The 20,660-nt window shown below is 74.5% G+C and carries 19 protein-coding genes; 14 read left to right on the top strand and 5 right to left on the bottom strand.

Annotated features, from left to right (window positions below; translation table 11 throughout):
- Positions 1-89 precede the first annotated feature (89 nt).
- Positions 90-833, top strand: coding sequence for a response regulator transcription factor (locus tag J4557_RS35185; protein WP_208271112.1), 744 nt, complete (start codon positions 90-92; stop codon positions 831-833).
- Entirely contained in the window at positions 830-2,254 is a 1,425-nt protein-coding gene (locus J4557_RS35180) for a HAMP domain-containing sensor histidine kinase (RefSeq protein ID WP_208271111.1), read from the top strand. The genes J4557_RS35185 and J4557_RS35180 overlap by 4 nt, the downstream gene beginning before the upstream one ends.
- Here J4557_RS35180 and J4557_RS35175 read toward each other — a convergent pair whose 3' ends face one another.
- Both J4557_RS35175 and J4557_RS35170 read right to left on the bottom strand, forming a co-directional pair.
- Positions 2,255-3,682, bottom strand: coding sequence for an LCP family protein (locus J4557_RS35175; RefSeq protein WP_208271110.1), 1,428 nt, complete (start codon positions 3,680-3,682; stop codon positions 2,255-2,257).
- A gap of 249 nt (positions 3,683-3,931) precedes the next feature.
- Positions 3,932-4,549, bottom strand: coding sequence for a helix-turn-helix transcriptional regulator (locus tag J4557_RS35170; RefSeq protein WP_208271109.1), 618 nt, complete (start codon positions 4,547-4,549; stop codon positions 3,932-3,934).
- Between the two features lie 280 nt (positions 4,550-4,829).
- Here J4557_RS35170 and J4557_RS35165 point away from each other — a divergent pair, with 280 nt between their 5' ends.
- Positions 4,830-5,603, top strand: a complete 774-nt coding sequence (locus J4557_RS35165) for an AfsR/SARP family transcriptional regulator (RefSeq protein ID WP_208271108.1) — start codon at positions 4,830-4,832, stop codon at positions 5,601-5,603.
- A gap of 24 nt (positions 5,604-5,627) precedes the next feature.
- On the opposite strand, the gene J4557_RS35160 is transcribed toward J4557_RS35165, so the two are convergent.
- Positions 5,628-6,626: an LLM class flavin-dependent oxidoreductase gene (locus J4557_RS35160; protein ID WP_208271107.1), complete on the bottom strand. Its 999-nt coding sequence runs from the start codon at positions 6,624-6,626 to the stop codon at positions 5,628-5,630.
- Positions 6,627-6,809: 183 nt separating this feature from the next.
- Between J4557_RS35160 and J4557_RS35155 the strand changes: the two genes are divergently transcribed.
- The 10 genes from J4557_RS35155 to J4557_RS35110 all read left to right on the top strand — a co-directional run bounded on the left by J4557_RS35155 (position 6,810) and on the right by J4557_RS35110 (position 16,723).
- Positions 6,810-6,935: a lasso RiPP family leader peptide-containing protein gene (locus tag J4557_RS35155; protein ID WP_208271106.1), complete on the top strand. Its 126-nt coding sequence runs from the start codon at positions 6,810-6,812 to the stop codon at positions 6,933-6,935.
- 86 nt (positions 6,936-7,021) lie between these two features.
- Positions 7,022-8,845: an asparagine synthase-related protein gene (locus tag J4557_RS35150; protein ID WP_208271105.1), complete on the top strand. Its 1,824-nt coding sequence runs from the start codon at positions 7,022-7,024 to the stop codon at positions 8,843-8,845.
- Positions 8,846-8,859: 14 nt separating this feature from the next.
- Positions 8,860-9,129 carry a lasso peptide biosynthesis PqqD family chaperone gene (locus J4557_RS35145; protein ID WP_190854771.1) on the top strand — a complete coding sequence of 90 codons (270 nt, stop codon included), beginning with the start codon at positions 8,860-8,862 and terminating at the stop codon, positions 9,127-9,129.
- 2 nt (positions 9,130-9,131) lie between these two features.
- Positions 9,132-9,560, top strand: a complete 429-nt coding sequence (locus J4557_RS35140; protein WP_208271206.1) for a lasso peptide biosynthesis B2 protein — start codon at positions 9,132-9,134, stop codon at positions 9,558-9,560.
- Positions 9,557-10,108 carry a MauE/DoxX family redox-associated membrane protein gene (locus J4557_RS35135; RefSeq protein WP_208271104.1) on the top strand — a complete coding sequence of 184 codons (552 nt, stop codon included), beginning with the start codon at positions 9,557-9,559 and terminating at the stop codon, positions 10,106-10,108. Before J4557_RS35140 ends, J4557_RS35135 begins: the two co-directional genes overlap by 4 nt.
- Entirely contained in the window at positions 10,105-11,130 is a 1,026-nt protein-coding gene (locus J4557_RS35130; protein WP_307800391.1) for an ATP-binding cassette domain-containing protein, read from the top strand. Before J4557_RS35135 ends, J4557_RS35130 begins: the two co-directional genes overlap by 4 nt.
- Positions 11,127-11,951 carry an ABC transporter permease gene (locus tag J4557_RS35125; protein WP_208271103.1) on the top strand — a complete coding sequence of 275 codons (825 nt, stop codon included), beginning with the start codon at positions 11,127-11,129 and terminating at the stop codon, positions 11,949-11,951. The genes J4557_RS35130 and J4557_RS35125 overlap by 4 nt, the downstream gene beginning before the upstream one ends.
- Before the next feature lie 66 nt (positions 11,952-12,017).
- Positions 12,018-13,253 carry an AI-2E family transporter gene (locus J4557_RS35120; protein ID WP_208271102.1) on the top strand — a complete coding sequence of 412 codons (1,236 nt, stop codon included), beginning with the start codon at positions 12,018-12,020 and terminating at the stop codon, positions 13,251-13,253.
- A 61-nt stretch (positions 13,254-13,314) separates the two neighbouring features.
- Positions 13,315-14,001, top strand: coding sequence for a YoaK family protein (locus J4557_RS35115; RefSeq protein ID WP_208271101.1), 687 nt, complete (start codon positions 13,315-13,317; stop codon positions 13,999-14,001).
- 571 nt (positions 14,002-14,572) lie between these two features.
- Positions 14,573-16,723 (top strand): acyl-CoA dehydrogenase family protein, encoded by a 2,151-nt coding sequence (locus J4557_RS35110; protein WP_208271100.1) that lies wholly within the window; start codon positions 14,573-14,575, stop codon positions 16,721-16,723.
- An 82-nt stretch (positions 16,724-16,805) separates the two neighbouring features.
- Here J4557_RS35110 and J4557_RS35105 read toward each other — a convergent pair whose 3' ends face one another.
- A complete protein-coding gene (locus tag J4557_RS35105) occupies positions 16,806-17,522 on the bottom strand; it encodes a TetR/AcrR family transcriptional regulator (protein WP_208271099.1) in 717 nt (238 codons plus the stop codon).
- Positions 17,523-17,609: 87 nt separating this feature from the next.
- Between J4557_RS35105 and J4557_RS35100 the strand changes: the two genes are divergently transcribed.
- Entirely contained in the window at positions 17,610-18,467 is an 858-nt protein-coding gene (locus tag J4557_RS35100; RefSeq protein WP_208271098.1) for an NmrA family NAD(P)-binding protein, read from the top strand.
- Between the two features lie 78 nt (positions 18,468-18,545).
- Here J4557_RS35100 and J4557_RS35095 read toward each other — a convergent pair whose 3' ends face one another.
- Entirely contained in the window at positions 18,546-20,156 is a 1,611-nt protein-coding gene (locus J4557_RS35095) for a CehA/McbA family metallohydrolase (protein WP_208271097.1), read from the bottom strand.
- Positions 20,157-20,660: the final 504 nt, after the last annotated feature.

Genomic DNA, 20,660 nt, shown 5'->3' with positions numbered 1-20,660 from the left:
CTGAGTTCCTTCTGATCCGCGGGGAAAAACACCGGTTGAGAGGCTTCTCTGAGGAAACGCAGAAGTTGGAGAGGGAGGCTGTTCCCATCATGAGCACTCCCGAACCCGCAGGCGCCGGACTGCGCCGTGCGGACGGCACGCCCGTCCGCGTCCTGGTCGTCGACGACGAGCCCGATCTCGCCGAGGTGCTGTCGCGCGTGCTGGCGTCCGAGGGCTGGGCGGTCCGCACCGCCGGGGACGGCGCGGGCGCCCTCGCGGCGGCCCGCGAGTTCCGCCCGGACGCCGTCGTGCTGGACGTGATGCTCCCCGACATCGGCGGCCTGGAGGTGCTGCGGCGGCTGCGCACCGACGCCCCCGACGTCTGCGTGCTCTTCCTGACCGCGCGGGACGCCGTCGAGGACCGCATCGCCGGGATCACCGCGGGCGGCGACGACTACGTCACCAAGCCGTTCAGCCTGGAGGAGGTCCTCGCCCGGCTGCGCGGGCTGCTGCGCCGCGCCGGGATGACCCGGCAGGCCGGGACGGCGGGGCTGCTGACCGTCGGGGCCCTGGCGATGGACGAGGAGGCCCGCGAGGTCACCCGGGACGGCGAGATCGTCGAGCTCACCCCGACCGAGTTCGAGCTGCTGCGGTTCCTGATGCGCAACCCGCGCCGGGTGCTGTCGAAGGCGCAGATCCTCGACCGCGTGTGGGACTACGACTTCGGCGGCCAGGCGCACGTCGTCGAGCTGTACATCAGCTACCTGCGCAAGAAGATCGACGCGGGCCGGCCGCCGATGATCCACACGGTCCGGGGCGTCGGGTACGTGCTGAAGCCGCCGGAGGCCCCGTGAAGCCGCCGTACGTCCGGACCCTCCGGGCCCGGCTGACGCTGGGCCTCGTCGTCCTGCTGGCGCTCAGCTGCCTCGCGGTCGGCGTCGCCACCACCACGGCGCTGCAGCGGTTCCTGGTGAGCCGGATCGACCAGCAGCTCACGGTGGTCGGCGGGCGCTTCCCGGCCAGCCTCCTGGAGCACGAGCACCGCCCCGACGAGGACAACCGCCCCGACTCGCGCGGCCAGGCGTCCGGCACGTTCGGGGCCCGCCTGTTCGGGGGGCGGGTCACCCGGGCCGCCGTCGTCCGCGGCCAGGCGGTCGAGTCCGTGCCGATCGCCGCGGCGGACGTCCGCGCCCTGTCGGCGCTTCCGGCCGACGGCCACGGCCATGACGTCGAGCTGACGGCGCTCGGCGACTACCGGGTGAGCGCCTCCCGGGGCGACGACGGGGACGTGCTGGTCAGCGGCCTGCCGCTGTGGCCCGTCGAGGACACCGTGCACCGGCTGGAACTGGTCGAGCTCACCGTGTTCGGCGGCGTGCTGATCGCGGCCGGGATCGCCGCGGCGGCGTGGGTGCGGCTCACGCTGCGGCCGCTGCGCCGCGTCGCGGCGACCGCGTCCCGCGTCACCGAGCTGCCGCTGGCGAGCGGCGAGGTCGCGATGCCCGAGCGGGTCCCCGACACCGACCCGCGCACCGAGGTCGGGCAGGTCGGCGCCGCGCTCAACCGGATGCTCGGGCACGTCGAGAACGCGCTCGCCCGCCGGCACGCGAGCGAGGAGCGGCTGCGCCGGTTCGCCGCCGACGCCAGCCACGAGCTGCGCACCCCGGTCGCCGCGATCCGCGGCCACGCCGAGCTGGCGCTGCGCACCCGCGAGGACGTCCCGCCGGACGTCCGGCACGCGCTCGGCCGGATCGAGGCCGAGTCCGTCCGGATGACCGACCTGGTCGACGACCTGCTGCTCCTCGCGCGGCTGGACGCGGGCCGCCCGCTGGAGTCCGAACCGGTCGACCTGACCCGGCTCGTCCTCGACGCCACGAGCGACGCCCGCGCCGCCGGACCGGACCACCGCTGGGAGATGGTGCTGCCGGAGGAGCCCGTCACGATCACCGGGGACGCCCGCCGCCTGCACCAGCTGCTGGCCAACCTGCTCGCCAACGCCCGCACGCACACCCCGCCCGGCACCCACGTCACGGTCCGGCTCACCCAGCCGCTGCCCCCGGCCGTCGTGCTGGAGGTGGAGGACGACGGGCCGGGCGTCCCGGCGGAGGTCCGCGACGAGATCTTCCAGCGGTTCGTGCGGGCCGACCACGGCAGGTCCCGCACGGCCGGGGGCACCGGCCTCGGCCTCTCCATCGTCCAGGCCGTCGCCGCCGCGCACGGCGGCACGGCGAGGCTGGTGGGCCGGTCGACCTTCCGCATCACCCTGCCGGGCCGATGATCAGGTCCCCGTCGCGCCGTTCGCGCAGATGTCGCCGTCGGCGTGGATCTCGCCCTCCAGCGTGGGGATGCCGGCCTTCTTCTTCGCCTTCACCCCGGTGAAGGAGGTGCCGAGCACCAGGTTCACGACCCCCGGGCCCGCCTTCGGGTACAGGGCCTTCCTGGCGCCCGGGATCACGGCGGCCAGCGCGGCGGCCTGCGCCTGCGAGCCCTGCGCGTAGTAGACGCCGGTCGTCGGCCGGGCCTTCATCGTGTCCGTTCCGACGATCACGAAGCCCTGCGCCTTGAGCTGCTTCGCGACGGTCGCCGCCGTGCTCGCGCGGCCGGTCGCGTTGTAGAGCCGCACCTGCACCGGCCCGGTGGTCCTCTTCGCGGCGGCCTCGACGGACTGGTCCTGGCGGATCGCGGTGAAGAACTGCCCGGCGGCCGGCTGGCTGAGCGCCACCCGGTTCGGGTCGGGCGCGTAGGCCGTGACGGGCACGGTGACGAAGTCGAGCTTGCCGGCGGTCAGCCCGTGCATGCTCCGCGCGATCTTCACCATCGTGCCGAGGTCCAGGCCCTTGTCGGTGGTCAGCGACTTCGTGCCGGCCTCGGCCAGGTCGTACACCTTCTTCGGGTCGGTCAGCGTCCCGGCGCTCAGCACCTTGTTCGCCAGCGACCCCATGAACTGCTGCTGCCGCTTGATCCGCTGCAGGTCGGACTCGTCGCCGAGGCCGTGCCGGTCGCGGACGTAGGCCAGCGCCGTCTCGCCCTTGATGGTGTGCTTGCCCTTGGTCAGGCGGAGCTTGGAGTCCTTGTCGTTCACGTCCTGCGGCAGGCAGACCTCCACGCCGCCGACCGCCTCGGTCACGCTCTTGAAGCTGGTGAAGTCGACCTGCATGAAGTGGTCGATCTTGATGTGGGTGAGGTCCTCGATCGTCTTGACCGTGCAGGACGCGCCGCCGTTGGTGAACGAGCTGTTGATCATCCCGATCGTCACGGCGGGCGAGGCGGTGCCGTCCGCCCGCCGGCACGCCGGGATCGGCACCATCAGGTCGCGCGGGAAGCTGATGCCCGTCGCCTGCTTCCCGCCCGGCGACAGGTGCAGCAGGATCATCGTGTCCGAGCGCGGCGGGTCGTTCTTCATGCGCCGCCCGTACTTGGCGTTGGCGCCCGCGCGGCTGTCGGTGCCGAGCATCAGGATGTTCAGCGCGTTGTTCAGCTTCGGCGGCCGGTTCCCGCCGATCAGCTTGTCGGTGTCCTCGTGGTCGATGTTGTGCTGGAGCTGCCAGTAGAACCCGTAGCCGGTGGCGCCGGCCGCGACGACCAGCACGGCGGTGACGATCGCGACCCACTTCAGGACCCGCCGCCCGCGCCGCCGCGGCGGCGCGGGATCGGGGTCGGGCTCCACCCCGTCCGCGTAGTCGATGTAGGTCGGCTTGCTGCTCATCGGCTCCAGCGGCTCCGTCTGAATCGTGAGCACCGGTCAGCGGCCACCGCGCTCAGTCGAACCTTGGTCAAACACGTGACTCAGACGACAGTATCCACTAGCCTCCCCTCTCCAGAAACGGTGGTCACAGGGTCGGCTGGAACGACTCCAGCGGGTCACCGGACGGGCCGCCGGGCGCGATCCGCCTTCTCGGCGGCGGCGTCACGGGCCGGCGCGCGCGGGCCCCTGCCCTCGGTGCCGGCCGTGCGGCTAGTCGTCGAGCAGGCCGTCGCGGCGGGCTTCGCGGTACAGCGCGATGCGGTTGGAGGCGTCGCGGCCGGCCCTGGCGTACTTCTCCCGGGCGCGCGCGAGGTACTGCTTGACCGTGTGCTCGCTGATGCCCATCTTGCGGGCGACGGCGGCGCGGGTGAGGCCGCCCAGCCACAGCCGCATCGTCCGCAGCTCCTGCTCGGAGAACTGCGGGCGGCAGGGGTCCGGCTCGCGGGGGGCGGGGGCGTCGTCGGCCACGGCGAGGATGGCCTCCACCAGGCGGCGCTGCCCCTCGGCGGACTCCTTGCGGACGAACGCGCGGGCGCCCGCCAGCTCGGCCCGGCGGGCGAGGTCGCAGTCGGCCTGCTGGGAGAAGACGACGATGCGGCGCCCGGCCGCGGCGAGCGCGGCGATCCGCTCGAACGCCGGCTCGCCGCCCGTCCGCGGGTCGATGACCAGGACGTCGGCGGTGACGCGCGGGTCGAGCCCGTCGATGCTGGTGGCGGTGTCCACGATCTCGATGGGGCGGGGGTCGCCGTCGATCCAGGCGCGGACGCCGGACAGCACCACGTCGTGGTCGTCGACGACGGCGACGGTGACTCGGCGGGTGGGAGCCATCGGGGAGCGGGTCAGACCTTCGTTCAGGGCGGGGAGCGTGCGTGCAGGCGGGGGCGGACAGGCGAAGGCGGGCGGGACGGTGCGGGGAGCGACAACCCCTCGATCTTACTGAGCGAGACCGTCCCGTCATAGAGAGTTTTGATTGGCCCGCCGGTGACGCCGGGCGGCCCCGGCGGCGCGGGGTCCATGACCCCCGAACGACCGTCATGACAGGCGACCCGACTCTGCGCAAACTGAGCCGTACGGCCGAAGCAGCCGTACCGACGCAGGGGGGAACCACATGAACGGGGTCGGTCTCAAGGTGCTCGGGCCGCTGGAGGCGGCCGTGGAGGGCCGGCGCGTGGAGCTGCCGAAGGGCGGGCAGCGGGTGCTGCTCGCCGTGCTGGCGCTGAACGCTGGGGAGGTCGTCCAGCTCGAGCAGCTGCTGGACCACCTGTGGGGGGACCGGCTGCCGGACCGGCCGCGCGGCGCGCTGTACTCCTGCGTGTCCCGGCTGCGGCAGTGGCTCGACCGGCACGCGCCCGGCTCAGCGGGGCTGCTCGCCACCTCCTCCGGCGGCTACGTCCTGGATCTCGGACCCGGCGGGCTGGACCTGCTGCGCTTCCGCGCGCTGATGCGCGAGGCCGCCGCCGCGGGGGAGCGGCGCGACCTCGCCGTCCAGTCGGCGCGGCTGCGGGAGGCGCTGGCGCTGTGGCGCGGGCCCGTCCTGGCGAACGTCCGGTCCGACGCCCTCCAGCAGACGGAGGTGCCGCGGCTGACGGAGGAGTACCTGCGGGCGGTGGAGTGGCGGTGCGAGGTGGGGCTGGCGCTCGGCGAGCACGACGAGATGGTCGGGGAGCTGCGCGCGCTGACCGACCGGTACCCGTTCCGGGAGCGGCTCTGGTGGCAGCTGATGCTGGCGCTGTCCCGGTCGGGCCGCCGCGTGGAGGCGCTGGCGGCGTACCGGAAGGTCAGCTCGCAGCTGCGCACCGAGTTCGGCGTCGACCCCGATCTCGAACTCCGCCGCCTCCAGACGGCGATCCTGCGCGACGACCATTCGGTCCTTTCACTCTGAACCGTCAGGGATCTCCGGGGACCGTCAGGGATTTCCGGCGGACATCGCCTTGGCGAGCAGTTCGTAGGAGCGCAGCCGCTCGTCGAAATCGTGGACGAGCGTCAGCACCATGAGTTCGTCGGAACCCGTCCGGGCGAGCAGTTCGGTGAGGCGTTCCCGGACGGTTTCCGGATCGCCGATCACATGGTGCGCCATGCGTTCGCGGAGAACCGCGTCCTCGTCGGCCGTCCAATGGAGTTTCGCGGCGTCCTCGGGGGTGACGTTCGGTCCGTTCCGGATGCCCCGCAAGGACTGCGCCACGATCACTTTGGACGGCCCGGAGAGCCATTCCGCGCGCTCGGTGGAATCGGCGACGATGACCGACGCGGCGAGGAGCGTTCGCGGTTCCGGGAACGCGGCCGACGGCCGGAAGGCGTCGCGGTAGGCGCGGAGCGCGGGCTCGGCGTTCTGCGGGCGGATGTGGTGCGCGAACGCGAACGGCAGCCCCAGCTCCCCGGCGAAACGGCCGTTCTCGACGCTCGACCCGAGCAGCCACACGTCCGGCGCGCCGCCCGCCGCCGGGACCGCGACGACCGGGTCGCCGGGCCGCGGCGACAGGAGCCCGACCAGCTCGCGGACCTGCTCCCGGTACGCCTCCGACCCGGGCGGGCTGCTGACCCGGCGCAGCGCCCTCGCCGTGGTCATGTCCGTGCCGGGGGACCGGCCGACGCCGAGGTCGACGCGGTCCGGGTGCAGCGCCACCAGCGTCCCGAACTGCTCGGCGACGACCAGCGGCGGATGGTTCGGCAGCATCACGCCGCCGGAGCCGACCCGCATCCGGGACGTGGCGGCCGCGAGCAGCGCGACGAGCACCGGCGGCGCGCAGCTGGCGATGAACGGGGCGTTGTGGTGCTCGGCGACCCAGTACCGGTGGTACCCCATCCGCTCGGCCTCCGGCGCCGTCCGCAGGGTCTCCCGCAGCGCCCGCGACGGCGACGAGCCCTGCCACACGGGCGCGGTGTCGAGGATGGAGAGAATCGTCATCGCCGGCTCCTTCGATCGGTTCTTTCTCCCTGCCGATGGTCGCGCCGGGAACAGGCGATCTCAATACCGCCCGGCTCCGCTGAGAGCCAACTGCAAGGTAAGTGAAATGACCTTCCTCCTAATGTGGTAGCGCAACGGGGAGGCCCATCCGGGGCCGCTCCGGTTCGCAGGGAGGGTGTTTCCATGCAGCAGAAGGTGGCGGCTTACGAGCCGCCCGCCCTGATGGAGGTCGGTGGCTTCGCCGAGCTGACCCTCGGCCGGCCGAGCTGGGGATTCGAGGCCGACTGGTCGTGCGTCATGCTCTGCTGACGGATCGCGCGGCCCGTCGGCTCGGAACGGAAGTGCCGGCGCCGGTTCGCCCCGGCGCCGGCACGCCCGGTGAAAGGGAAGAGGGAATGGTGGAGTTCCGCGTCCTTCCGGACACGGCCGCGGCCGCCGCGATGGCGGGCCCGGCCGCTTCGCGGTTCGAGCACGCGTCGGGCCGCCCCTGGATCGTCGGACGCTGGGAGAGGGAGAGCGTCGTGTCCGCCGCGTGCGGGCGCGATCGCGTCGTGCTGTTCGGGCCCGCCGACACGGCGCCGGACGAGCTGGAACGCGTGCTCGCCCGCGTCCGCTCCGTACGGGACCTGGACGCGCTGTGCGGGCGGCTCGCGGGGAGCTTCCACCTCGTCGCGTCCGTCGACGGGCGCATCCGGGTGCAGGGCAGCGTGTCGACCGTGCGGCAGGTCTTCCACACCTCGCTCGGCGGGGTGACCGTCGCCGCGTCCGCGCCAACGTCCCTGCCGGGCGACCACCGGGTGGACGAGGAATTGCTCGCGGCCCGGCTCGTCGCGCCGTGGCCGCCGTGGCCGATCAGCGAGACGCCGCTGTGGACGGGCATCGAGGCCGTCCCCGCCGGCTGCTACCTCGAGATCGGCGCCGACGGCCGGGGCCGCCCGGTCCGGTGGTGGACGCCGCCGGAGCCGCACCTGCCGCTCGCCGACGGGGCGCGCCGCGTCCGGCGGGCGCTGCGCGACGCGGTCGCCGTGCGCGCGCGGGGCGTCAAGACGATCAGCGCGGACCTGTCCGGCGGGATGGACTCCACCAGCCTGTGCTTCCTCGCCGCCGCCGACGCGGACCGGCTCGTCACGACCCGCTGGGAGGCCGTCGACCACGCCGACGAGGACCGGCACTGGGCGCGGCTCGCCGCCGCGGACCTGCCGTCCGCCGAGCACCTGGTGCTGGCCCGCGACACCGCCCCCACCTGGTTCGACGGGATCGCCGCACCCGATCCGGAGCCGGACGTCGAGGGGCCCTTCGCCTGGATCCGGACCCGGGCCCGGCTGACCCACCTGGCCCGCCGCGTCGCCGCCGCCGGCTCCGCGTCCCACCTGACCGGCCACGGCGGCGACGAGCTGTTCCTCGGCAACCCGCTCAACCTGCACACGCTCGCGCGGACGCGGGGCGGCGGCGCCGTCCGGCACCTGCGCGCCTACCGGGCGATGTACCGGTGGCGGCTGCTGCCCGCGGTGCGGGCGCTGCTGAACGGCGACACGTTCGGCGGGTGGCTCGCCGCGTCCGCCGGCACGCTCACCGACCCGGTCCGCGAGGTCGGCGGCGCGCCCGCGTTCGGCTGGGGGATCGCCTACCGGCTGCCGCCGTGGGCGACCGCGGACGCCGCCGGCGCGGCGCAGACCCTGTTCCGGCGGATCGGCGCCTCCGGCGTCGAACCGCTCGCGCCGCTGCGCGGGCAGCACGCCGCGCTGCAGGACGCCCGGCTCTGCGGCGACACGATCCGCCGCGTCGACCGGCTCACCTCCCGGGAGGGCGTGGCCTGGCACGCGCCGTTCGTCGACGACCGGGTCATCGAGGCGGCGCTCGCCGTCCGCCTGCGGGACACGACGATGCCCGACCGCTACAAGCCCGTCCTGTCCGCCGCGATGGCCGGCATCGTCCCGGCCCGGATCCTCGGGCGGGCGACGAAGTCGGAGTACAGCGCGGAGGCCTACGACAGCCTGCGCCGGCACCGCGCCGACCTGCTCGGCCTGTGCGGCGACGACATGCGCCTCGCGCGGCTCGGGCTCGTCGACCCCGCGGCGCTGCGCGCCGTGCTGGAGGCGCCGCCGCCCTCGTCCCTGACCCTGATGCCGCTGATCAGCACGTTCGCCTGCGAGACGTGGCTGCGCGCCGTCGAGCGCGACCGCGTCCCGCACCCATCGAACCGCGTCCCGCACTCATGAACCGGAGGCCCGAGATGCCCGTGACTCCCGGGGCGTCGCTGTCGCCCCATGTGACGATGACCGAGACCGAGCACGGCACGGTGCTGCTGGACGAGCGCACCGGCCGCTACTGGGCGCTGAACGCGACCGGCACCACCGTGATCCGGCTGCTGCTGGACGGCGGGACCGTCGACGACGCCGTCCGCGAGCTGCGGGCCCGGCACCCGGACGCGGCGGAGCGGGTCACCGCGGACGTCGCCGCGTTCGTCCGGACGCTCCGCGACGCCGAGGTGATGGCGCCGTGACGATGCCGGTCGCGCTGGAGCCGCCCGTCCGGCTGACGCGGCGGCGGCGGGCCGGGGCCCGCGCCGCGGTGGGCGCCGCCCGGCTGATCGCGGCGCTGCCGCCGCGCCGGCTGCGCCGCGTCCTCGCCTTCCTGCGGCGGGGCGCGCGTCCCGCGTCGGGGGAGGAGGCGCTCGCGGCACGGCAGGCGGTGGTGACGGTGAGCGTCCAGTGCGCCGGGCAGGGCTGCCTGCAGCGGTCCCTCGCGACGGTGCTGCTGTGCCGCGCGGGCGGGACGTGGCCGGACTGGTGCACGGGCGTCCGCATGGAGCCGTTCCGCGCGCACGCCTGGGTGGAGGCGGACGGGGTGCCGGTCGGCGAGCGCGCCGAGGTGCCGGCGTTCGCCAAGACGATGGTGGTCGCGGCGCCCGGCAGCGCGCAGGCGGACCGATGACGGACCTGGTGCTGCTCGGCTGCCGGGCGCTGATCCTCACGGTTTTCGCCGCCGCGTTCGTCGGGAAGGCGCGCGGCGCGGCGCGGTTCCGCGGGTTCACCGGGTCGATCCGGCAGCTCGCGATCCTGCCGGAGCGGGTCGCGGTCCCGGCGGGCGCGCTGGTCGTCGCGGGCGAGGGGACGGCGGCCGTGCTGCTGGCGCTGCCGCCCGCGGTCCGCGCCGGGTTCGCGCTGGCGTCCGCCCTGCTCGTCCTGTTCATCGGCATCGTGGTGCGCGCCGTCCGCGGCGGCGTCTTCGCCGAATGCCGCTGCTTCGGCTCGAAGGGCTCGGTGATGGGGCAGGCGATGATCGTCCGGAACCTGCTGCTGCTCGCCGCCGCGCTGCCCGGCGCCGTCGCGGGCGCGCCCGTCCCGGTCGGGCGGCCCGCCGGAGCGGCGGTGGCGGTCGCCGCCGGCGCGGTCGGCGCGTGGGCCTTCACCCGCTGGTACGACCGGATCGTCTCGGCGCTGATGAAGCGGCTGGTCGCCCCGACCCGGAGCGCGGGGTGACCGCCGCGCCCGGCCGGGCGGAGTACGCGATCGAGGCCGTGGGCGTCAGCACGTGGTTCGGGCCGGTCCAGGCGCTGGACGGGGTGAGCGTCGCCGCGCGGCCCGGCGCGGTGCTCGGGCTGCTCGGCCACAACGGCGCCGGCAAGACCACGCTGGTCAACGTGCTCGCGACGCTGTGCCGGCCGGCCGCCGGCACCGCCCGCGTCGCCGGGTACGACGTCGTCCGGCAGTCCCGGGAGGTGCGCCGCCGGATCGCGCTGACCGGGCAGTTCGCGGCCGTCGACGAGCAGATCTCCGGCCGCGACAACCTGGTGCTGGTCGCCCGGCTGCGCGGGACGGGGCGGCGCGCCGCGCTCCGCCGCGCCGCCGAGCTGCTGGAGATGTTCGACCTGACCGGCGCGGCCGACCGGCCGGTGCGCGGCTACTCCGGCGGGATGCGGCGCCGCCTCGACCTCGCGGCCAGCCTGACGGGCCGTCCCGAGGTGCTGTTCCTCGACGAGCCCACCACCGGACTGGACCCGGCCGCCCGCCTCGCGACCTGGGCGATCGTCGAGGACCTGGTCCGGGACGGGACGACCGTCGTGCTCACCACCCAGTACCTCGACGAGGCGGACCGGCTCGCCGACACCATCGCCGTGCTCGCCGGCGGGCGGGTCGTCGCGACCGGTGCGCCCGCCGACCTGAAGGCCCGCGTCGGCGGGCGCACCGCCACCGCGCGGCTCTCCGGCCGGGACGCCGTGCGGGCCGCCGCCCGCGCGCTCCGCCTGGAGGGACTCGGCCCGGAGTACGACCCGCGCCGCGACGTCCTCGCCGTCCCGCTGACGGGCCCGCGCGATCTCGCGGTCGTCGCGCGGACGCTGGACGCCGAGGTCGCGGGCGACTACGAGCTGGCCGTGACGGCGCCGACCCTCGACGACGTGTACCTGTCGCTGATCGGGCCCCGCCGCCCGGACGCGTCGGCGGGAGCCGTGTCGGCGCCGGACGCGTCGGCGCGGGACGCGGCGGTGGGGAACGCGTCGTGACGGTCGGCGCGCCCGCCCGGGACACCGCGCGCACGGCGCCCCCGCAGGACGCCGGGGTCTGGACGCAGCTGCGGGTCCTCACCGGGCGGTCGCTGCGCGCGCTCGTCCTCGACCCGCGGCTCGTCGTCGCGAGCATGCTCGGGCCGCTGCTGATGCTCGGCACGTTCAGCCAGCTGTTCGGCAGCGTCGCGCGGGCGCCCGGCTTCCCGCCCGGCGTCCGCTACGTCGACTTCCTGGTCCCGGCGATCATGGTGACGTCGGCGATGCAGGCGGCGCTGAACACCGCGGTCGGGCTCACCCAGGAGATGCGGAACGGGATCATCGCCCGGTTCCGGTCGATGCCGATCTGGCCCGGGTCGGTGCTGCTCGCCCGCAGCGCCGCCGACACCGTCCGCTGCGCGCTCCAGCAGCTGCTGCTGCTCGTCCTCGCGGCGGCGCTGCTGGGGTTCCGCCCGGCCGGCGGGCCGTTCGGCGCGCTCGGCGCCGCGGCGCTCGCGCTCGCGGTCGGCTGCTGCCTCGGCTGGATCTTCATCGCCATCGCCTGCTGGATCCGGAACACCGAGCTGGTGCAGAGCGTCGCGGGGCTGGCGACGTTCCCGCTGATCTTCGCGTCCGAGGCGTTCGTCCCGGCGAGCGCGCTGCCCGGCTGGCTGCGCGCGGTCGCCGGCGCCAACCCCGCCACCTACGGGATCCGGGCGGCGCGCGCCCTCGCGCTCGGCGGCCCGGCGCTCGCCGACGCGGCCACCGCCCTCGCGGTCAGCGCGGCCGTCGGCGCCGCCGCCGCCGCGCTCGCGATCCGGGGTTTCCGGCGCGGCATCTGAGCCGCGCCGGACGCATAGAGTTTCCGGAGTGGGGGAGAAGACCGGCGTCCCGACGGAGGGGCGCGGATGAGCGACGAGCGTCACCGCAGGTCCGCGGCGTCGGCATCGCCGCCGGCGCCGCCCCTGCTCAGAGCGGCGGCCGCGTGGTCCTGGCGGCTGATCGCCGTCGGCGCGGTCGGCTACGGCCTCGTGTGGGTCATCGGCACGCTGAAGATCGTCTTCCTGCCGTGCGCGATCGCGCTGTTCCTGTGCGCGCTGCTGCGCCCCTTCACCGCCCGGCTCGAACGGGCCGGGCTGCCGTCCCTCGCCGCCACCTGGATCACCATGCTGATCGCCCTCGCGGTGCTCGGCGGGATCGGCACGTTCGTCGGGGTCCAGGCGAACCAGGAGTTCCCCAAGCTCGCCACCGAGGTGCAGGCCACCGCCCGCTCCCTGCAGCACTGGCTGGAGACCGGCCCGCTGCACGTCAAGCACTCCCAGATCCAGAACTCGATCGACCAGGGCATCGCCTACCTGGAGAAGCGGCGCGGCAAGCTCGCGAACACGGCGGTGCAGGCGGGCGCCGTCACCGTCGAGGTGCTCGCCGCCCTCGTGCTGATGCTGTTCATCACGTTCTTCCTGCTCAAGGACGGCGCCCGGATCTGGGACTGGACGATCAGCGGGACGGGCCGCTACCGGCCCCGCATCGACCGGGCCGGCCGCGCCGCCTGGGAGACGCTGTCGCAGTACGTGCACGGCACCGTCATGGTCGCGGCGATCCACGCCGTCGTGCTGGCGATCGTGCTGGCCGTGCTCGGCGTCCCGCTGGTCGCGCCGCTCGCCGTGGTGATCTTCCTGGGGAGCTTCATCCCGATCGTCGGGATCCTGGTCGGCGGCGCGCTCGCGGTCGCGGTCGCGTTCGCCGCCAAGGGCGGCGTCATCGCGCTGATCTTCCTCGGCGTGCTGATCGTCGAGCACCAGGCCGAGAGCCACCTGCTCCAGCCGCTGCTGGTCGGGCGGCTCGTCCGGCTGCACCCGCTCGCCATCATCCTGGCGATCAGCATCGGCGGGATCGTCGGCGGCATCCCCGGCGCGGCCGTCGCGGTGCCGGTCGCCGCGGTCGTGTACCGGTCCTGGCCCGCCCTGCGCGACCCGCCCGAGGAGTTGCCTCCCGACGTCGCCGCCGCCACCGAACCCCCGGGCGGCGACGGGCCGGAGGGAGACGATGGCCGTGCCGCGGGCGACGAGCGCGACGAGCGCGACGAGCGCGACGAGCGCGGCGGGTCCGGCGGAAAGGCGGACCGCGAGGGCCCGGGCGACTGACGCCCGCCCGTTCCGCCCGCCCGTTCCGAATGCCGCGGCGGCGGCCGGGTAGTGCGGCTCCATGGCATTTCCCACGCCCAGGCGGGCCGTCATCCTCCCCGGCCTGGCCGTGGTCGCCGCCGCGACCGACGTCGTCAGCTACCTCGGGCTCGGACACGTCTTCACGGGGAACATGACGGGGAACACCGCGCTGCTCGGCATCGGCATCGCCACCGGCAGGGCCGGCGCCGCGCTGCGGTCGCTCTGCGCGCTCGGCGCCTTCGTCCTCGGCGCGTCCGCGAGCGGGCTCCTCCCCTCCGGGCGGCGGCTCCTCGCGTCCTGCCTGGCGATCGAGCTCGTGCCGCTGGCCGCCTGGTTCGTCTGGTGGGAGACGCTCGGCGGGCCGGCGCACGGCGCGCCGAGGCTCGGCTTCATCGCGCTCGCCGGCGTGGCGATGGGCCTCCAGGCCGGGGCGGTGACGCGGCTGGGGGTGTCCGGCGTGACGACCGTCTTCATCACGGGCACCATGACGTCGCTCGTCGTCGATCTGAGCAGCCGCCTGCACGGGGCCCGGCTGCGGCGCCAGAGCCGCCTCGGGCACGTCCTCCAGGCGCTCGTCCTCGCCTTCTTCCTGGCCGGTGCGGTGGCCGCCGGGTTCACGTCCAAGGGCGCGGGGCCCGGGGCGGTGCTCATCCCGCTGGCCATGCTCGCGGTCGTGGTCCCGGCGGCGTACATCCTTCCGCCGGAGGACGAGTCCGCCGCGGGCTGAACCGGCGGACGCGATGATTTCCGGCGCCGCCGTACGTCATCACCATCATGGAATGGAAACTGGAAGTCGTGCCGGTGCCCGTCTCCGACGTGGACCGGGCCAAGGAGTTCTACGCCGAGCAGGTCGGTTTCGCGGTCGACCTCGACCGGACCGTTCCCGGCGGCATGCGGATCGTCCAGCTCACCCCCGCCCGGCTCCGGCTGCTCGATCCACTTGGTCACCGGCGGCGCGCCGGGGAGCCTCAGCGGGCTGACGCTGCCGGGAGGTCGGTCGGGTGTCGGTTGGTCGGGGAAGCAGAGTCTTCGACGTGTTGCGGCGCGGGAGGAGCTGGCCGGACGGGGCGTCCCGGTCGGCGACGTCGTGCACTTCGACAACGGCGTGCAGGTCAAGGGGCCGGGGCCGGGGCCGTGGAGCACGATGGCGTTCTTCGCCGACCCGGACGGGAACGCATGGGTGGTTCAGGAGCGTCCACGGGGGGCCGGTGGACAGGACGGGGTGTAAGCGAGCAATTATTAGCTGAGCGGCACACCACCCGACATGCGCCGCAGGCGCGGAACACCTGGGAGGATCCATGGCGATCGCCATCGGCGAGGAGCATCGCGAACTGGCGCGGACGGCGCGCGCTTTCCTGCGCGACCATGACGCGCGCGCCGCGAACCGGGCGCTGCTGGAGGCCGGCGAGGAGACGCTCCCGGCGTTCTGGAAGGAGTTCGCCGGTCTCGGGCTCCTCGGCCTGCACCTGCCCGAGGAGCACGGCGGCGGCGGGTACGGGCTCCCGGAACTCGTGGTCGTCGCGGAGGAGATCGGCAGGGCCGTCGCCCCGGGGCCGCTCGTCCCGACCATGGCGGCGTCGGCGGTGATCGCCGCGCGCGGGACCGGCGAGCAGCGCGCCCGGCTGCTGCCGGACCTGGCGTCCGGCGAGGTCCCCGCCGCCCTCGGCCTGGACGGCTCGGTGACCGTGGACGGCGGCATCGCGTCCGGCGAGGCCGTGGTGCTCGGCGGCGGCCTCGCGGGTCTGCTGCTGCTGACCAGCGGCGACGACGTGGTGATCGTCCGGCCGGACGCGGCGGGCGTGGGCGTCGAGGTGCCCGCGAACCTCGACCCGTCCCGCCGCGCCGCCCGCGTCCGGCTCGACGGGGCGTCCGTGGAGGTCATCGCGGGCGCCGCCGCCCACGCGACCGCGATCGCCCGCACCCTCTACGCGGCCGAGGCCGTCGGCGGCGCGCTGGAGTGCGTCGAGTCGGCCACCGAGTACGCGAAGGTCCGGCAGCAGTTCGGCCGCACGATCGGCACGTTCCAAGCCGTCAAGCACCACTGCGCGAACATGCTGGTGGCCGCCGAGCTGGGCACCGCCGCCGCGTGGGACGCGGCGCGCGCCGCGTCCGGGCCGTCCGACCAGTTCGAGCTCGCCGCCGCGATCGCCGCCGCGCTCGCCGTCCCGGCCTTCCTCGACGACTCCGGGCTGAACATCCAGGTGCACGGCGGCATCGGCTTCACCTGGGAGCACGACGCGCACCTGCTGATGCGCCGCGCCGCCGCGATCGAGGCCGTCGTCGACCCGGAGGCGGCCGCCCGCGACGTCACCCGGCTGCTCGCCGCCGGCGTCGTCCGCGCCACCGCCCTCGACCTGCCGCCGGAGGCGGAGGCCAGGCGCGCCGAGGTCCGCGAGCTGGCCCGCGAGATCGCCGCGCTGCCCAAGGAGGAGCAGCGGGTCCGCCTCATCGAGACCGGCTACGTCCAGCCGCACTGGCCGAAGCCGTGGGGCCTGGAGGCCCCGGCCGGGCTCCAGCTCGTCATCGACGAGGAGTTCAGGGCCGCCGGCGTGAAGCGCCCGCAGTACGGCATCACCAGCTGGAACATCCTCACCATCATCCAGCACGGCTCCCAGGAGCAGATCGACCGCTGGGTGCGGCCCGCGCTGCTCGGCGAGGAGATCTGGTGCCAGCTGTTCAGCGAGCCCGAGGCCGGGTCGGACGCCGCGTCGGTGAAGACCCGCGCCGTGAAGACCGACGGCGGCTGGATCGTCAACGGCCAGAAGGTGTGGACGAGCGGCGCCCACTACTGCCGGTGGGGCTTCGCGACCGTCCGCACCGACCCCGACGCCCCCAAGCACGCCGGCGTCACCATGATGGTGATCGACATGGAGCACCCGGGCGTCGAGGTCCGCCCGCTCCGCCAGATCACCGGCGACTCCGAGTTCAACGAGGTGTTCCTCTCCGACGTCTTCGTGCCCGACTCCGACGTCGTCGGCACCCCCAACCAGGGCTGGACGGTCGCCCGCGCCACGCTCGGCAACGAGCGGGTCAGCATCGGCGGCGGCGCCGGCGGCTCCTACGAGCTGCCGGACCTGGTGAAGCTGTGCACCGAGCACCCGGACCGCGTCCCGGCGGGCGCCGAGCGCGTCGGCGCCCACGAGGCCGAGGCGCAGGCGCTGCGCCTGCTCAACCTGCGCAGCGCCGAGCGCGCCGTCGCGGGTGGCGAGCCCGGCCCCGAGGGCAACATCACCAAGCTCGTCCTCGCCGAGCACGGCCACGCGGCCGCCGCCCTGCTGTCAACGTTCGCCGGGCCCGAGCTGGTCTTCTCCGAGGGCCTCGGCATGGTCGCCGGCCGGATGCGGCTCGGCTCGCGCGGCATGTCCATCGCGGGCGGCACGTCCGAGATCACCCGCAACCAGATCGCCGAGCGGATCCTCCGCCTTCCGCGCGACCCGCTCATCAAGTGACCGCAGGCCCGGGGGTTCCGGCCAGACCGGAGCCCCCGGCCCGGAACCGTCGGCGCTGGGCTCGCGAGCACTGACGGAAGGCTCAGCCGCCGGCGATCACCCGGTCGAGCCACTCGGTCAGGAGCCGCCGCTCGCCCTCGGTCAAGGCCGTGAGGCCGGGGGCGATGGCGCGGAACGCGACCGCCGTCGCGGTCGATCCGCCCGCCGTGCCGTCGGGCGCGTCGGTGAGGATCTGCCGGAGTACGGCCTCGTACATGCTCTCGGCCAGGGCGGCGTCGCGCTGCTCGGGTGGTGTCGCCAGCAGTGTCTGGATGGTGCCGATCCCCGCGGCCTGGATGAGGTCGACGGCGCGTCGTTCGCTGACGCGCAGCCGCCCGGACTCGGCGACGCGGTGCACCCGTGACTCCAGGACGCGCCGGCCCGACCGCGCCGCCGGCGAGTGAAGCACCCGGTCGGGGTCGCTGAAAAGGCGGAAGAGGGCCGGGTTCGCGACGCCGAAGTCGATCTGCATCAGCCATCCCGAGCGCAGGTCGTCGAGGGGGTCGGCCTCTTCGGCCGCCGCCGCCCGCACGATCTCCGCTTTCGCGGAGACATAGGTCGCCATCACGTGCTCGGCCACGGCCTCCAGCAGGCCGTCCTTGTCGCCGAAGAGCCGGTAGATCGCCGGGGCCTGCACTCCCGCGGCCTCGGCGACCCCACGCGTGGTCACCGCCGCCGGCCCGTGGTCCTGGAGAAGGCGGGCGGCGGCGTCGATGATCCGCGCTCGCGTGTCGGCACGGCGGCTCGGCGCTTCGGTCATGTTCCAACGATAACGCCTCCTTGCTATCAATGATTTATCAGTGTTAGCGTCATCGTGATACCACTGATAACAAGGGAGGGACGTCGAATGATCGTCATCACCGGTGCGACCGGCGCGCTCAACGGCGCCACCGTCGACCACCTGCTCGAGCGCGTGCCGGCCGGCGAGATCGCGGTCGCGGTGCGCGACCCCGCCAAGGCCCGGCGGTACGCCGACCGCGGGGTCGAGGTGCGCCACGGCGACTACGCCGACCCGGCCTCGCTCCCGGCCGCGTTCGCCGGAGCCGACCAGCTGCTGCTCGTCTCGTCCAACGACCCCGCGGCCGACGCGGTGGCGCTGCATCGCAACGCGATCGAGGCGGCCGTCGCCGCCGGGGTGGGACGCGTCCTCTACACGAGCCACCAGGGCGCGGCTCCGAACACCCCGTTCGGCCCGGGACGCGACCACGCGGCCACCGAACGGCTCCTCGCCGGCTCCGGCGTCCCCTGGACCTCCCTGCGCAACGGCTTCTACGCGCACAGCCTCGCCTGGCTGCTGGGGCCATGGCGCCAGACCGGCCGCATCACCGTGCCGGCCGACGGACCGGTGTCCTGGACGGCACGCGAGGACGCGGCCGAGGCCGCCGCGGTCGTCCTCGCCGCCAAGGGCGGCTATGACGGGCCCGTCACCCTGACCGCGAAGGCCGCACCGACGTTCACCGAGATCGCCGCGACCGCGTCCGAGATCATCGGACGCGCCGTCCGCACCGAGGTGGTCCCCGCGGACGCGTGGGTCGCCGCCCGCGTCGCCGCCGGCCAGCCCGAGCCCATGGCCAGGTTCACCCTCGGCATGTACGAGGCCGCGTCGCAAGGCTTCTTCGCCGGAGTCGACCCCCTGCTCGGCGGCCTGCTCGGACGCGAGCCGCGAACCGTCGGCGACGTCCTCGGCGAGCTGCCCGCTCATTGAACCGGCGATACCGCATGCCCCGCGTGCCGGCGGCGAGACCCGACGCCCGAACCTGGTGGAACCCCGGCCGGGGCCCCATCAGGCGCGCTTGAGGAAGATCGGGTTGGTGAGCGCGGCCATCGGGCCCCAGACCAGGGCCGGTCCCATCGTGTTGCCCTTGCCGGGGCTGCCGTCGGCCATCGGATGGCGGACCTCCGCGCGCACGTACGCCGCGAGGCTCGTCGTCGTCCGCCAGACCACGGTGCCCTTCCCGGAGGCCGGAAGCGACTCCTGGTGCATCTGGCCCTCGTCGGTGATGAACCGGACGGTGCCGTTCGGCACGCCGGACACCTCCAGCCGCACGTCGACGGGGGCGTCCGCCTTTGCGGTGAGAGTGTCCGCGATGCCCGCCTCCCGCCCTCCGGAGGCCGCGGTGAACGCCAGGTTCACCGACGACGACTCGGCGATCCAGCTGCGGCCGGCGCGGATGCCGGCGAGGACGGCGCCGGTGCTCAGCTCGTCGGCGTGCACGACGGTGTGCGGCAGCCCGATGACCTGCGGTTCGCTGTGCGCGTCGCTGTTGCCCACCGCGGGCAGCCAGCCCTTGCCCGACCGCACCGCCTCGCCGAGCCGGGCGTCCCAGGTGTCGACCGCGGACTCGTCGTCATACGTCCACGGGCCGTTCCACACCTCGACCGCGTCGGCCTCGTCGTAGCCGAACTTCCACTGGCAGGCGACGTAGGGGCAGTACGGGTGGGCGGGCACGACGGCGCCGCCGGAACGGCGCACCTGGCGGGCGAACCGGGCGAAGCCGTCGTCCCGGGCGCGGTAGCGCCAGTCGATCCACTCGCCGGCGGGCAGGCCGAGCGCCAGCCAGTGGCCGTTGCGGGTGGTGACCTCCTCGCCGGTGATGATGAGGAGGTCGTCCCCGGCGAACTCGCCCCAGGCGCCGTGGGACGAGGAGGTGTTGTGGTCGGTGGACACCATGAAGTCCAGCCCGGCCGCCCGCGCCCCGGCCGCCACCTCGGACGGGAGCCGCCGCCCGTCGGAGTGGACGGTGTGCAGGTGGCCGTCGCCCCGGTACCAGGCGCGCCCGCGCCCCTTCGCCTTCGTGGGCGGATACTTCGGTGCGAAGGGCGCGCCGTCCCTGCCGTACGTCAGAGCGATCTTGACCCGGTAGTTCATGCCCTGCGGCGCGACCTGGTACGGGCCGAGGACGATGTTCCAGGTCCCGGCCCCGACCGGCCCGGGGAGGTAGCCGGGCGTGGCCTCGGCGGCGCTGATCTCGAACGAGGTGCGGAAGCCGCCGGACCAGCCGCGGAAGCCCTTCCCGCCCAGCTTGACGCCGCGCTGGTCGAAGACCCCGATGTCGCAGGAGTTGCCGGGCGTGCCCGCCGGGACGGCCGGCCTGTCGTAGGAGTACTCGACCGCGATCTTCTGCACGCCCTTCGGCACCTCGACGGGCAGGTACACGAAGTCGGCGGCGCCGGTCTCCAGGTGCCCGGTGACGGTGCGGCTGACCTCCGCACCGTCGCCGGGCGCGGCCGCGGGCCCGGTGGCGGCGCGCGCCTGGGGGAAGGAGACGGGGACGAGGGTCAGCGCCGCTCCGGTCGCGGCCGCCATCAGCAGCCGCCGCCGGTCCAGGGTGTGCGCACCGTCGTCGGCCGGGAGCGCGGCGGCGTGCCGCTCGCATCGTCCATCAAGGCACATGGCCATCCTCACCGAGAAGGGAAAACCCCTGCATGCTCGGCCGCCTGGCCGAAGGCCAGATGATCTTCCGATTTCCCGCAGCCATCGGCGACATGACGAATGCGCCTCGCCCGCCGTGGCTCACGCCGGGTCAAGGACCGCGAAGACGACCTCGCCCGAGGCCTCGGGCCGTCGGCCGGATCCCCGGCCGCTGGCAGGACTCCCCGGTCGCCGGCAGGATTCCCCGGCTGCTGGCAGGACGGCCAGCCGCCAGCAGGACTCTCGGTCGCGGCCGGACTGCCTGGTCGCGGCCGGACTCGGAAGCAGTCGATGCGGTGGCGGTGCGGGATAGCAAGAAGTGCGTCGGGGGTGTTCTGTGAGGGGCGCTCTAACGATACGGGGAATGGGTGTTCGGGTGGTGGGGTGGCGCTGGCGTACGGGGCCGCCCCTCCAAAGTCAAGGGCGCCTTCGGCGTCGCTTCGCGATGGACTTCGTCCACCCTTGACTTTGGAGCCTCTGCGGCCC

Source organism: Actinomadura nitritigenes (assembly GCF_017573545.1).
GTDB classification, from domain to species: Bacteria; Actinomycetota; Actinomycetes; order Streptosporangiales; family Streptosporangiaceae; genus Spirillospora; species Spirillospora nitritigenes.
This window is presented reverse-complemented; position numbering and strand designations above follow the sequence as displayed.